General features: G+C 65.7%; 12 protein-coding genes. 2 read left to right on the forward strand and 10 right to left on the reverse strand.

The window, feature by feature from the left end; genetic code table 11:
• The first annotated feature begins 83 nt into the window (after window positions 1-83).
• On the forward strand, window positions 84-1,589 hold the full coding sequence (gene pdxR / locus AB4118_RS03230; RefSeq protein WP_441488372.1) for a MocR-like pyridoxine biosynthesis transcription factor PdxR: 1,506 nt from the start codon (window positions 84-86) through the stop codon (window positions 1,587-1,589).
• Window positions 1,590-1,628: 39 nt separating this feature from the next.
• Here pdxR and AB4118_RS03235 read toward each other — a convergent pair whose 3' ends face one another.
• From AB4118_RS03235 to AB4118_RS03245, 3 genes are all read right to left on the reverse strand, one after another.
• Window positions 1,629-2,030, reverse strand: coding sequence for a GFA family protein (locus AB4118_RS03235; RefSeq protein WP_441488373.1), 402 nt, complete (start codon window positions 2,028-2,030; stop codon window positions 1,629-1,631).
• A 101-nt stretch (window positions 2,031-2,131) separates the two neighbouring features.
• Window positions 2,132-2,392: a hypothetical protein gene (locus AB4118_RS03240; protein ID WP_441488374.1), complete on the reverse strand. Its 261-nt coding sequence runs from the start codon at window positions 2,390-2,392 to the stop codon at window positions 2,132-2,134.
• Window positions 2,393-2,704: 312 nt separating this feature from the next.
• Window positions 2,705-3,577, reverse strand: a complete 873-nt coding sequence (locus AB4118_RS03245; protein ID WP_441488375.1) for a DMT family transporter — start codon at window positions 3,575-3,577, stop codon at window positions 2,705-2,707.
• A gap of 152 nt (window positions 3,578-3,729) precedes the next feature.
• On the opposite strand from AB4118_RS03245, the gene AB4118_RS03250 reads away from it, so the two are divergent.
• A complete protein-coding gene (locus AB4118_RS03250) occupies window positions 3,730-4,347 on the forward strand; it encodes a TetR family transcriptional regulator C-terminal domain-containing protein (RefSeq protein WP_441488376.1) in 618 nt (205 codons plus the stop codon).
• A gap of 89 nt (window positions 4,348-4,436) precedes the next feature.
• Here the strand turns inward: AB4118_RS03250 and AB4118_RS03255 are convergent, their stop codons facing one another.
• The 7 genes from AB4118_RS03255 to AB4118_RS03285 all read right to left on the reverse strand — a co-directional run bounded on the left by AB4118_RS03255 (window position 4,437) and on the right by AB4118_RS03285 (window position 11,739).
• Complete coding sequence (locus tag AB4118_RS03255; RefSeq protein WP_441488377.1) at window positions 4,437-5,924, reverse strand: mannitol dehydrogenase family protein; 1,488 nt, start codon at window positions 5,922-5,924, stop codon at window positions 4,437-4,439.
• Window positions 5,925-5,928: 4 nt separating this feature from the next.
• Window positions 5,929-6,687, reverse strand: a complete 759-nt coding sequence (locus tag AB4118_RS03260; RefSeq protein ID WP_441488378.1) for a glycerophosphodiester phosphodiesterase family protein — start codon at window positions 6,685-6,687, stop codon at window positions 5,929-5,931.
• Between the two features lie 31 nt (window positions 6,688-6,718).
• A complete protein-coding gene (gene ugpE / locus AB4118_RS03265) occupies window positions 6,719-7,609 on the reverse strand; it encodes a sn-glycerol-3-phosphate ABC transporter permease UgpE (protein WP_441488379.1) in 891 nt (296 codons plus the stop codon).
• 15 nt (window positions 7,610-7,624) lie between these two features.
• Window positions 7,625-8,629: an ABC transporter permease subunit gene (locus tag AB4118_RS03270; protein WP_441488380.1), complete on the reverse strand. Its 1,005-nt coding sequence runs from the start codon at window positions 8,627-8,629 to the stop codon at window positions 7,625-7,627.
• Window positions 8,613-9,926 (reverse strand): extracellular solute-binding protein, encoded by a 1,314-nt coding sequence (locus AB4118_RS03275; RefSeq protein WP_113517495.1) that lies wholly within the window; start codon window positions 9,924-9,926, stop codon window positions 8,613-8,615. The genes AB4118_RS03270 and AB4118_RS03275 overlap by 17 nt, the downstream gene beginning before the upstream one ends.
• A 184-nt stretch (window positions 9,927-10,110) precedes the next feature.
• Window positions 10,111-11,058, reverse strand: a complete 948-nt coding sequence (locus AB4118_RS03280; RefSeq protein WP_441488381.1) for a sugar-binding transcriptional regulator — start codon at window positions 11,056-11,058, stop codon at window positions 10,111-10,113.
• Between the two features lie 6 nt (window positions 11,059-11,064).
• Window positions 11,065-11,739 carry an HAD family hydrolase gene (locus AB4118_RS03285; RefSeq protein ID WP_441488382.1) on the reverse strand — a complete coding sequence of 225 codons (675 nt, stop codon included), beginning with the start codon at window positions 11,737-11,739 and terminating at the stop codon, window positions 11,065-11,067.
• Between the last annotated feature and the right edge of the window lie 22 nt (window positions 11,740-11,761).

Below are 11,761 nucleotides of genomic sequence, written 5' to 3' on the forward strand. Positions count from 1 at the left end.
GAATGCATTATTGATTCAATTTACAGAGCCACTATACGATTCCACCCTGAGCCACTTGGTGAGCTATTTGGATGGGAGGCTTGATGAACCTGAAGCGGCGCAGGGAAAGCCCATCGGCTCGCTTTCAGCCGGGTATCAATCCATCCTCCCCGGCATCCCTGGCGCGGCAACTCTACCTTGCCCTGCGCGGTGCGATTGCCGACGGCCGGTTGGATGCGGGACAGCGCCTGCCCTCGACCCGCCTGGCGTCGCAGGAATGGAAGCTGTCGCGCGGCACCATTGCCGAGGCCTATGAGATCCTGATCGCCGAGGGCTACGCCATCGCCCGCCACGGGTCGGGCACCTATATTTCTGCAGGCGCACCGGATGGGCTTTTGAGAGCCGGTGAACGCAAGGAGCCAGTGGCTCACGCGACCGGCCGCACGCTCTCGCAAGCGGTCACGCGGGTTCTCACCTCCGGACCCAGCCTCGAACCACAAAGGCCCCTGCCGTTTGTGACGGGCCGGATCGCCCATGATGAGCGCACCGCCGGCCTCCTGAACCGCATTGCCGGCCGGCACATGAACTACGCCTTTGAAGGCTACGGCGATATTCAGGGGGAGCCCGCGCTTCGGGCTGCGATCGCCGCTCACCTGGCCGTTTCACGGGGGGTGCGCTGTACGCCTGATCAGCTGTTCATCACGGCCGGAACGCAGCAGGCGCTCGACCTGGCCTTTCGCGTGCTGGCCTCGCCTGGCGACAGCGTTGTTGTCGAGGACCCGTGTTATCCGCCGGCCAGACAATGCCTGACTCTCAATGGCGCGCAGATCGTCGGCCTGCCCGTGGATCACGAGGGGGTCATGACGGAGGTCTTGGCGGCCGGCTCGCTGCAACCACCGGCGCTGTTCTATGTGACGCCGTCAAACCAGTATCCGGTCGGCTCCGTTCTTTCCCTGCCGCGGCGGCTCGAGCTTCTCGCCTATGCAAGGGAGCATGGCTGCTGGATTGTCGAGGACGACTATGACAGCGAATTTCGCTATGACGGTCATCCGATCGCCTCGCTGCAAGGCCTGGATCAGGCCAATCGTGTCCTCTACACCGGCACGTTCAGCAAAGCCCTGCTGCCGAGCCTGCGGCTTGGCTATCTCGTGGTCCCGGCCGATCTGGTGCCGGTGTTCCGGGCGGTGCGCCCGGCGCTTGACCGCTGCCCGCCGACTTTCCAGCAACGCGTCGTCGGCGATTTTCTCAATGAGGGCTATTTTCCAGCCCATCTGCGCCGCCTCAGGGAGCGGCTGCGCGCTTCGCGGGATCTGCTGACGGGCCTCCTGAGGGACCGTACCAGCGAGCATCTTGCCGTCGTCGTTCCTGATCAGGGCATCAATCTCACCGCACGCAGCACGGGGACCTGGAGCAACGACAGGGCTGTCTCCGCGGCCGCTTTGGCGAAGGGCGTCGTCGTCATGCCGCTGTCCCGGATGAACGTCGCATCCTCCGATACATCGAGACTGCTGTTCGGATTTTCCGGGCTTTCCGAGGCGGAAGCCGATCTGGGAACGCGGCTTCTGGCGGAGGTGCTCGACGGTACGGATTTTCGCAAGGCGCCCGATTGAGGCGGCAATCCGGGAGGCGCGAGGCCGGTATCCGACCGCTCAGTCCGGGTCTCGCGGAAACGCCTGGATGCCGGTGGGCAGCGCAACCCATCCATGCCGCCGGATGTCGTAGACGGACACCTGGGGCAGCGGGAAATCCGGGTCGCCGAAGGCGCCGACAGCAACCGAGACCGACCCGGTCGCCCCCTCCTCGCCGTGGAAGAGATTGCTCCCGCAGACCGGGCAGAAGCGGAATTTGAACGCCGCTCCCTGGTCGCCGGTACGAACATATTCGGACGCCCGCCCGGCCACCGTGTAGGGAGCGGCGAAGCTGGCCAGATAGGCGAAAGCGCTTCCCGTTCGGCTCTGACATGCCAGGCAATGGCACAGGCCGACCCCACGCGGCTCGCCTTCGACGGTGATGCTCAGCTGGCCGCATGTGCAGGAGGCGACGCGTTGCATGGGATCTCCCGGACCTTCCAGGGCCGGCCGCCTGTGCACAGCGGACGCCCATTCGCCGCGCGGTCTCCTGTTGCAGCAGCGCGCTACGCGCCCGCGGGGGCTCAGTGCTTTGACGACCGGTGCTGGCCCGACTGGCGCTGCATCTCACCGGCCAGGCTTGTCTCGGAAGGGTGCCGCGTATCCGTCAGGGGCCTGCCGTCCCGCACGCAATAGCCCTGGGCCCGGCCGGCCAGGATCCATTGCTCGATCTGCTTGCCCAAAGCGTCGCCCTCGTCGTCATGGCCTGCGAGATAGTGCTCGCGCTGGGTTCGCTCCATGCGCTCCAGCACGGCCATCCAGTCTGTGTAGGTGGCTTTCGTCATCCCGGCCTCCCCTGCTGCAATCCCCGCGAAGCATGAATTGTGCCTGTCCGATATTCCTCCAGTCCGCCCGCGATCGAGCGCCGCAATCCATCCCATCTCTGCCCATTCCCGGACGACAGGGTCTGCCATATCCGACCACGCGTCCACGCCCGGTCAAACAAAAATCCGTGTTGGTTCATGGCCCGCCGATCGGGCTCGCTGATCACACCGGACATTCCAGGGCCTCGGGATGATCAGGGGGCCCGATCCGCAAGCGTAGCCAGACCCGACGTTTCGAGCCGACCTGAACGACCGGGCTGGCCGCATGTCACATCAGGAACGGCTCAGCCGGCGGGTCCGCGTCAATTCGATCGCCGTATGGCAGACGACCGCTGCGAAGATGACTGCGCCCCCGATGACCGTGGCAACCGGCGGTTTCTCGGCCAGCAGGAGCCAGACCCACAAGGGGGTCATCACGATCTCCGTGGTCCCGATGAGCGCCGCCTCGGCCGGCGGCAGGTGACGTGCGCCCATGATGAAGAGCACCAGGGCTATCGAGAAATTCGTGGCGCCGAAGGCCGCAAGCACGACCCAGTTATGGAGGTCGAGCGAACCAGCCGAGCCGAAAGGGGCAAACAGCACGAAGGTCAAAAGCGCGCTGACGATGATGGGCGGCAGCGCCGGCAGGTCCGGGTTAAGCCTTGGCAGCACGATGACCATGGCGAACGAGGCCGTCATGACGAGGGCAAGCAGGTCTCCGACGACCCGCCCGCCGCCGATCGACGACGCCATGATGATGCCGACCCCGATCAGGCAGACCAGGCCCGTCGCCAGCGTGCGCCAGGAGGCGCGCTCCTTCAGGAGCAGCCAGCCCAGCAATGCGGCAATGAACGGCGCTGTCGCATAAATCGCGGCCACGTTGGCGACGCTGGTCGTGTAATAGGCACCGATGAAGCTCGCCTGGCTGATCGTCTGGCAGGCGATCATGGCCAATCCGGCCGGCTGCACGACCGTCCGCCAGTGCCGGCGCGACAGGCCGCCGCCGAGAAAAAGCAAGGGCCCGATCAGGAAGAGGCCGGCGAACAGGGAGCGCCATCCGATCGCCGTCCAGACATCGGTGGTCAGCAGGCGCGAATAGAGACCGCTGGCGCTCCAGCAGATCGTCGCCGCCAGGACGAGGAACGTCCCCCTGGAGCGCTCGCTCATGTGTGTCGAATGCTGGGTCAAGCGCTGTGTCTGCCGGTGCGTCGGGTTCGGGATCGTGGCGGGTCTTGTGGCGCGGGACTATGCGAATGTATTGCAACTATGCAAGCGCATAATCCCGGCATGCCGACCCTGACTGCATCGGAGGCACAGTGATGACGGCGACATTCAGGCGGGCCCCCGACTTCAACCGACGCGCCGACCTGATCGAGGCCGCGCTCGACTGCATCGCGGAGCTCGGCATCCAGGGCACGACGGTACGCGCCGTGGCTGCCCATGCCGGCGTCAGCAACGGCCTGATCCGGCACCACTTCGCGTCGAAGGACAATCTGATGGTCGAAGCGTACCGTCGGACGATCGAGATCATCACCGGACCGCCTCTCGCGATCGTCGAGACGGAGGGCAGCGCGCATGAGAAGCTGCGTCGTTTCATCCTCGCGAGCATCAGCGGGCCGGTCGCCGATCCTCGCGTCCTGTCGCTATGGGCGACCTTCATCAGCCAGGTTCCGATCAACCCTGCCTTCGCCGAGGTGCATCGCGACAAATATCTCGCCTACCGACGCGCCTGCGACATCCTGATCGGCGAAGTGCTGACGGCCGAGCAGCGCAATCCAGGCCCAGCCGAGCGGCAACGCCTCAGCATCGCGCTCAACGCCGTGATCGACGGCCTCTGGCTTGAAGGATGCCTCAGCGCAGAGGAGATCGACGAGAGGCTCCAGGGGGAGACCGGGATCAGGACGATCGAAAGCCTGCTGGACATCAAGCTTGCCTGATAAGCCAGATTCCCGCCCCGTTCCGCGAACCGGACTAGCCTGATGCCCCGATTGTAGCCTGGCAGCGCGGCGCCCGAACGCCGACGCGCTCAGCCCTGGGCGTTGCGGGCCAGATAGTGGTCGAGGCTCGCCCGCGTGCCGACGTGCCAAATTCGTTGCAGGGTCTGACCAAAAGCCTCCCGGAAGCGCGTGTCGTCCGCCAGATCGCCATAGACATCCCGCATCGCGAGCCAGGACTCCGGCTGGATTCTGGCCTTGCGGGCCTGCTCCGTCAGCCTTTGCCAGCTCGGATCGTTCGGCGCGATCGCCTGCCCGCTTTCGGTTTCGCCATAGCAATAGCGGCACCAGAGCGCGGAGACGAGCGCGAGACCGTCGATGGGGCGGCCTGCCCCGAGCGCGTCGCGCAGCGTCGGCAGGATGAACTTGGGCTGGCGGTTCGACCCGTCCAGGCAAAGCCGGCGGATCGTGTCGCCGATCTTCGGATTGGCGAAGCGCCGCTCGATCGTCCGCCGATAAGCCCCGAGGTCGGTATTGGGCACAGGGGGCACGAGCGGGATGATCTCGTGATCGAGCAGGGCCCGGAGGAAACGCGCGATCTGCGGGTCCTCCATCGCCTCATGTACGAAATGGATATCGAGCAGGCCGGCGGGATAGGCGATCGCCGCGTGCCCGCCATTCAGGATGCGGATTTTCATCAGCTCGAAGGGCGCGACATCGGCGACGAATTCGACACCGACCTGTTCGAGCCGCGGCCGCCCGGCGGGGAAGCGATCCTCCAGCACCCATTGCCGAAAATCCTCGCAGAAGACCGGGCGCCGGTCGTCGATGCCGAAATCGCTGCGCAGGGCCGCGCGCTCGCGCTCCGAGGTCGCGGGCGTGATGCGGTCGACCATCCCGTTGGGAAAGGCGACGCTCTCGCGGATCCAGTGCGCGTCGGAACGGTCGACCAGTTCCACCAGCCCGGCGACGGCATTCTCCGTGACATGGCCATTGCCCGGCAGGTTGTCGCAGGACATCACCGTGAAGGGCGCAAGGCCGGCGGCGCGGCGCTGCAGAAGGGCGGCGCCGATCAGCCCGAAGGCGGTCTTTGGAGAGGCGAGCCTATCGGCGGCATCCGCAATGATATCGGGGTGGTTCGCGTCGAAGGCCTGCGTCGCCGGATCGATGTAGTAGCCGCCCTCGGTGACGGTGAGCGAGACGATCCGCGTGCGGGCATCGACGAGGCGAGCGAGCAGCCCTGCCCTGTCGCCGGGCGGGATGAAATTGATCATCGCACCGGTGATCCGCGCCTGCGCGGAGGTCGCTTCCTGCGCGACGACCGTGGTCAGGAAGTCCTGGGCGGCAAGCTCGCGCCCCATCGCCGCATCGCTTTCCTGCACGCCGGTGCCGATGATCGCCCAGTCGCGATCGAGCCCGCTCTCGAAGAGTTCGTCGAGATAGCAGGCCTGATGCGCGCGGTGGAAATTGCCGACGCCGAAATGGACGATGCCGGCGCTCAGATCCTCCGGCCGATAGCGCGGCCGGGCGACCGCGCTGCCGATTTCGCCGAGCCGGGCCCGCGACAGAGTGACGGCCATCGCCTCACCCAGCCTTCGCGGCCAGCAATTGCAGGGCGAGATCGGGGCGATCGCTGGTGATCTGCGCGATCGGCTGCCCCAGCCAGTAATCAAGCTCGCGCAGGGTGTTCGGCACCCAGACACCGAGTTTCTCGCGCCCGACAATGCCCAGCGCACGATCGAGTGCCAGCCGCAGCAGCGACTGCTCGACCGCGATGATGCAGCCGAGATCGACGAAGCGCCGCAAGGTGGCATCAACGCCGCCGAAGGCTTCGCAGGAGCGGCGATCGACCGAAGCGAGGCGGCGCATGTGCGGGGCCTTCGCCCGGATCTCCTCGATGACCTCGGGAACGAAGCAGGTCAGGACGACGCGCGAGGCCATGCCTCTGGCCTCGACCAGGGCGATGACCTTCTCCAGCAGTCCCGCATGGGGATTGCCGAGCGCGTCCATCTTCATCTCGATCTCGAGCTCTATGCTGGTCGGCGCGAAGACGTCGAGCACGGCCGCCAAGGTCGGGATCGTCTCGCCCAGCGTGTCGTTGAGCCGAACCTTGCGCAGCGCCTCGCGGGAGAGCCCGGCGACCGGCCCCTTATGGTCCGTGGTGCGCTCGAGCAGCGGATCATGGATCACCATGATCTCGCCATCGGCGGAGAGATGCACATCGAGTTCGACCGCGTCGACCTTGAGGTCGCAGACGTTCTTGAGGTCGCAGACTTGCCGGAAGCCGCTGAGACTGTTCTCCGCCCAGATATTGCGCGCGCCGCGATGTCCGATGATCCGCATGATGGTCGCCTTGGTTTTATGGTGCTGGCCGCTACTTGCCGCTGTCGACAAGTCCCTTCACGAACCAGCGCTGAAGGAGAAGGATGACGAGGGTCGGCGGCAGCATCGTCAGCAGGGCCGCGTTCATCAGGAGATGCCAGGTCGGCAGCGAGTCGGCCTGCGGCATCAGCTTCTTCAGCCCGATCACGGCATTGGCCATGGCGGGCTCGGTGGTGAGCAGCAGCGGCCAGAGATACTGGTTCCAGCCCATCAGGAAGAGGATGATCGCGAGCGCGACGATGTTGGAGCGCGAGAGCGGCAGCAGGATCAGGCGGAAGAACTGCCAGGGGCTGGCGCCGTCGATACGGGCGGCCTCGCAGAGTTCGTCCGGAATGGTCAGGAAGAACTGGCGGAACAGGAAGGTCGCGGTGGCCGAGGCAATCAAGGGCAGGATCAGGCCGGAATAGCGGTTGACCATGTTCCAGTCGAGATCGACCAGGACCTGCATGCCGAGCCATGAGCCGAGGATGTTGAGCGGCAGGGCGACATTCGCCGCCGATTCATAGGTCGGGACGATGCGGACCTCGATCGGCAGCATCAGCGACATGAAGATCAGCCAGAACACGGTCAGCCGGAAGGGAAAACGGAAATAGGTGACGGCGAAGGCCGCGATCACCGAGACCGAGAGTTTTCCGATGGTGATGCCGCTGGCGATGATGAAGGAGTTGAGCAGGAGCCGGCCGAAATTGGCGCTGCTCAACACGGTCTCCAGATTCGTGAAATAGGCGTCGCCAGGCAGCCAGGACATCGGCACCCGCATGACCTCCTGCTGGGTCAGCGTTCCCGTGACGAAGACGAAATAGAGCGGCAGGCAGACGAGTGCTGCGCCGACCAGCAGGATGAGATGGCAGACGACGTCAAGGACGGGCGTGCGCTCGTTCATGCTCAGGCGCTCCCCTTACACGCTGTAGTTCACGCGCCGCTCGATGAAGCGGAACTGCGCATAGGTGAGGAGCAGGGCCAGCCCCATCAGGATCACGGACTGGGCGGCGGACGAACCGAGATCGAGCGTGACGAAACCGTCCTGATAGACCTTGTAGACCAGGATCGAGGTCGCTCCGGCCGGGCCGCCGCGCGTCGTCGCGTCGACGATGGCGAAGGTCTCGAACAGCCCGTAGACGAAATTGATGACGATCAGGAAGAACAGCGTCGGCGCGATCATCGGCAGCGAGATGCGCAGGAACCGCTGGATCGGCCCGGCCCCGTCGAGATAGGCGGATTCCAGGATCGAATGGGGCACCGAAAGCAGCGCCGCGACCAGGAAGATGTAGTTGTAGCAGATGTGTTTCCAGGACGCCGCCATGACGATCAGGGCGAGCGCATGCGAGGAATTGCGGTTCGGATCCCAGTCGAAGCCGAGCCCCTGCAGCATATGGGCGACCGGGCCGACGCGCGGGTTGAACAGGAAGGCGAGCATGATGCCGGCGATCGCGGGCGCGATCGCATAGGGCAGCAGCAGGATGGTGCGGTAGGCACCGCGCCCGCGCAGGATGTGGTTCGAGGCGAAGGCGAGCAGCAGCGCGAGCGACAGCGTCAGCACGTTCTGCGCGACGGTGAACACGACCGTGACCTGGACCGAGGACCAATAAACGCTGCTGCGGAACAGCCGCTCGAAATTCTGGAAGCCGACCCATTGCGTCGTCGCGCCGAACGGATCGGTGAGCTGGAACGCCTGGATCAGCGCCCTGACGGAGGGGATGAAGAAGAACAGCAGGAGGATGAAGAGCTGCGGCGCCAGCAGCCAGAAGGGCAAGCGCCATTCCGTGAAATGGGCCCGCTTCAAGCCGCTCTCGGCCTGCCCGTCGGAGAAAGCCGGAGCAGTCCGGCGCCGCAGCGGCCAGCGCAAGCGCCAGCCGCCGGCAGCCGCCGCGGGAAGCTCCGCCGCGCTATTTCTTGCCAGCATTGAGCTGCTCGTAGCGGCGCAACGACTCGTTGCCGCGCGAAACGGCATCGTCGAGCGCCTGCTGCACCGGCTTGCGGCCGAGGAAGGCGGCCGAGACCTCTTCCATGATCGCGACATTGATCTGGTTGCTGTTGCCGATGCGGAAGCCCAGAGAATTGTCGCTCGGCGTGCCGCGCATCAGCTGCACGACCGCGATCTCGCGCGTCGGGTTCTTCTGGTAGTAGCCCTGCGCCTTGGCTGCGTCATAGGCGGCGACCGTGACCGGCACATAGCCGGTGGCCTGGTGCCACCAGACCTGCGTGTCGGTCTGCGCCAGGAAATTGTAGAAGGCGCCGATCGCCTTGTACTTCTCCGGCGTGTGCCCCTTCAGGGTCCAGAGCGCCGCGCCGCCGATGACGCTGTTCTTCGGCGTCACGCCCTGCTCGAACGGCATCTCGGCCGCGCTCCAGTCGAATTTGGCGGCGGCGACGACGGCGGCATGCGAGGCCGTCGAGGCGATGATCGTCGAGCATTCACCCGAGGTGAAGAGCTGGATCGGGATGACACCCTGCCCCGCGAGCTGCATCACGCCCGGGCCGATCAGGCGCTTCATCCGCTCAACCTGGCCGACGAGCTTGCCCTTGTTAAAGACGAAGCTGGTGTCGAGCCCGTCCATGCCGTTGCGCTTGGTCGCATACGGGATGTCGTTCACGGCGCTGTAGTTTTCCAGGAAGCTCCACTCGTAGTCGCCCGGCAGCACCATGGCGCATTTCGACACGCCCTTGGCCTTGATCGCTTCGAGCTGCGGCTCGAGTTCCTGCCAGGTCGCGCCGGGCTTGTCGAAGCCCGCGGCTTTGAAATGGTCGCGGTTGTAGAACAGGATCGGCGTCGAGGAGTTGAACGGCATCGCCTGGAGCTTGCCGTCGATGGCGTAGTAGCTGACGACCGGCGCGATGTATTTCTTGACGTCGATCGGCTGACCCTGCTGGGCCATCAGTTCGCTGGTCGGGATGATCGCCCCCGAATTGACCATGGTCAGGAAGGAGCGCTCGTTCGACTGCACGATCTCCGGCTGGCGCTTGGCCCGATAGGCGGCGATCGTGCCGTTCAGGACCTCGTCATAGGTGCCCTTGCCGACCGCCTTGACGACATAGTCCTTCTGCGAGTCGTTGAACTTCTTGACCAGCTCGTCGACGCGTTCGCCGAGCGTGCCGCTCATCGCATGCCAGAACTCGATTTCGGTTGCCGCCTGGGCGCAGGACAACCCCGCCAGAAGCATCGCACCCGCACCAGCGAGCGCACCAAAGACAGGTCGCATTCAAAGCCTCCCTCGTCGGTTTATATGAGCATCTGCTCTTGATTGAAGCATATGCTCGCACACTCCGCTTCTATGTCAACCATCGATGACAAAGCGATGACGGCCGCCGGCAATCAGGGGCACGGGCCGGACATCAGGACGAAGCGGAAGTGACGCGATGGACGCAGGGAGCTGCCAGCCGGACTCAGAGCGCCAGCAGGGCGCGCGCCGTATCCTCGTCCGTGACGAGGCCATTGATGAGACGACCGCTGAGCGCGGCACGCAGAGGAGCGACCTTGGCGGTACCCTGTCCGATGCAGATCCGCAGCCGGTCGCTGCCGGGCTCCGGCGGCACGGAGGTGACCCGCAGATTGGTACCGCGGTCGAGCAGCCTGCCCTCACCGTCGAAGACCCAGCCGGTAACCTCGCCGACCGCGCCGTGACGCACCATTTCGAGCAATTCGCTGCGCGTCATGAAACCGTCCCGATAGAGCACGGCGTCCTCGCCGATCTGGCTGATGCCCATTAGCCAGAGATCGGCCTCGCCGGCGATCGCGCGGATACGCCGGATCGCCTCGATCTCGATCAGCTGCGCCCGCTCCTCGGGGCTAGAGACATAGAGCGGCAGCGGCATCGGGAAATGCTGGGCCTTGGTGATCTCGGCGAGCTTGACCAGCGTGTCGAACGGGCTGGCGGAGCCATCCGGCGAGATCGTGCCGACCAGCGAGACGAGCCGGTGCAGCGGGCAGGACATCGGCGACACCCGCTCGATGCTGGCGCGCATCGAACGCCCGGTGCCGAGCGCCATGACCAGCGATTTGCGCGAGCGCAGCCAGCGCTCGATCAGCACCCCGCCGAGCGAGGCGACGCCGGCCGCAGCCGTATCGGCCGAGCCGTCGGAGGGCGCGATCTCGCAGTGCTGCAGCTCGAAACGATCGCGCAGCCGTGCCGCAAGCTCCATGCAGGCGCCGATCGGATGGTTCATCTGGAAGCTGATCAGCCCCTCGCTGCGGCTGAGCGAAACCAGGCGCTGCGCGGCGGGGCGCGAAATGTTCAGGATCCCGGCGATGTCGTCCTGGGTGCGGCCGGCAATGTAGTAGAGCCAGCCGGCGCGGGCGGCATCGTCGAGGCGCGCGCTGTCATTATCGGCCATGGCGCGTCAGCCCGCCGTTGCAGGCAGCGCGAGCTCGCGCCAGGCGCCGAGCAACCTGTCGGCTCCGGCCTCGACCAGGGCGCGCCGCTGGTCCAGCACCGCGAAGTGGCTGCCGGCGGTCAGGCCATAGGCGGTCATTCCCGCCGCCTTGGCGGCGAGCACGCCGCTGACGCTGTCCTCGATGACGAGGCAGCGCTCGGGTGCCACGCCGCGTTCACGCGCCGCGAGCAGGAAGAGGTCGGGCGCAGGCTTGCCGCGCTGGACGCGCGTCGTGCTGAAGATCCGCCCCGCGAACAGATCCCAGAGCCCCACCTTGCGCAGACAATGCTCGATGCGCTCCTCGTCGCTGGAGGACGCGACGCAATAGTCGACATCGAAGGCGTCGACCGCCTCGCGCACGCCAGCGACGGGCTGCAGCGCCGCGCTGAAGGCGGAGAAGAGCCGCGCCCGCCAGTCCTGCCTGAAACTCTCCGGAGCCGGCCGGCCGGTCATGCGCTCATAATCCTCGACGACTGCGCTGGCGGGGCGCCCGAGATAGCGCCGCATCACCGCTTCCAGATCATAATCCGGGTCCAGTGGCGAGAGAATATCGACCAGGGTGCGGCAGCTGATCGTCTCGCTGTCGACGAGCACGCCGTCGCAGTCGAGGATGATGAGGTCGAAGCGTGGATGCGGAGCCATGAGACAGCAACAATCTTGAACG

Origin of the sequence: Allobosea sp. 2RAB26, assembly GCF_052115465.1 — a bacterium.
Taxonomy (GTDB): Bacteria; Pseudomonadota; Alphaproteobacteria; order Rhizobiales; family Beijerinckiaceae; genus Allobosea.

Coding starts and splice junctions, on each gene's coding strand:
- pdxR (WP_441488372.1), top strand. CDS start 84: ATGAACCTGAAGCGGCGCAGGGAAAGCCCATCGGCTCGCTTTCAGCCG.
- AB4118_RS03235 (WP_441488373.1), bottom strand. CDS start 2,030: ATGCAACGCGTCGCCTCCTGCACATGCGGCCAGCTGAGCATCACCGTC.
- AB4118_RS03240 (WP_441488374.1), bottom strand. CDS start 2,392: ATGACGAAAGCCACCTACACAGACTGGATGGCCGTGCTGGAGCGCATG.
- AB4118_RS03245 (WP_441488375.1), bottom strand. CDS start 3,577: ATGAGCGAGCGCTCCAGGGGGACGTTCCTCGTCCTGGCGGCGACGATC.
- AB4118_RS03250 (WP_441488376.1), top strand. CDS start 3,730: ATGACGGCGACATTCAGGCGGGCCCCCGACTTCAACCGACGCGCCGAC.
- AB4118_RS03255 (WP_441488377.1), bottom strand. CDS start 5,924: ATGGCCGTCACTCTGTCGCGGGCCCGGCTCGGCGAAATCGGCAGCGCG.
- AB4118_RS03260 (WP_441488378.1), bottom strand. CDS start 6,687: ATGCGGATCATCGGACATCGCGGCGCGCGCAATATCTGGGCGGAGAAC.
- ugpE (WP_441488379.1), bottom strand. CDS start 7,609: ATGAACGAGCGCACGCCCGTCCTTGACGTCGTCTGCCATCTCATCCTG.
- AB4118_RS03270 (WP_441488380.1), bottom strand. CDS start 8,629: ATGCTGGCAAGAAATAGCGCGGCGGAGCTTCCCGCGGCGGCTGCCGGC.
- AB4118_RS03275 (WP_113517495.1), bottom strand. CDS start 9,926: ATGCGACCTGTCTTTGGTGCGCTCGCTGGTGCGGGTGCGATGCTTCTG.
- AB4118_RS03280 (WP_441488381.1), bottom strand. CDS start 11,058: ATGGCCGATAATGACAGCGCGCGCCTCGACGATGCCGCCCGCGCCGGC.
- AB4118_RS03285 (WP_441488382.1), bottom strand. CDS start 11,739: ATGGCTCCGCATCCACGCTTCGACCTCATCATCCTCGACTGCGACGGC.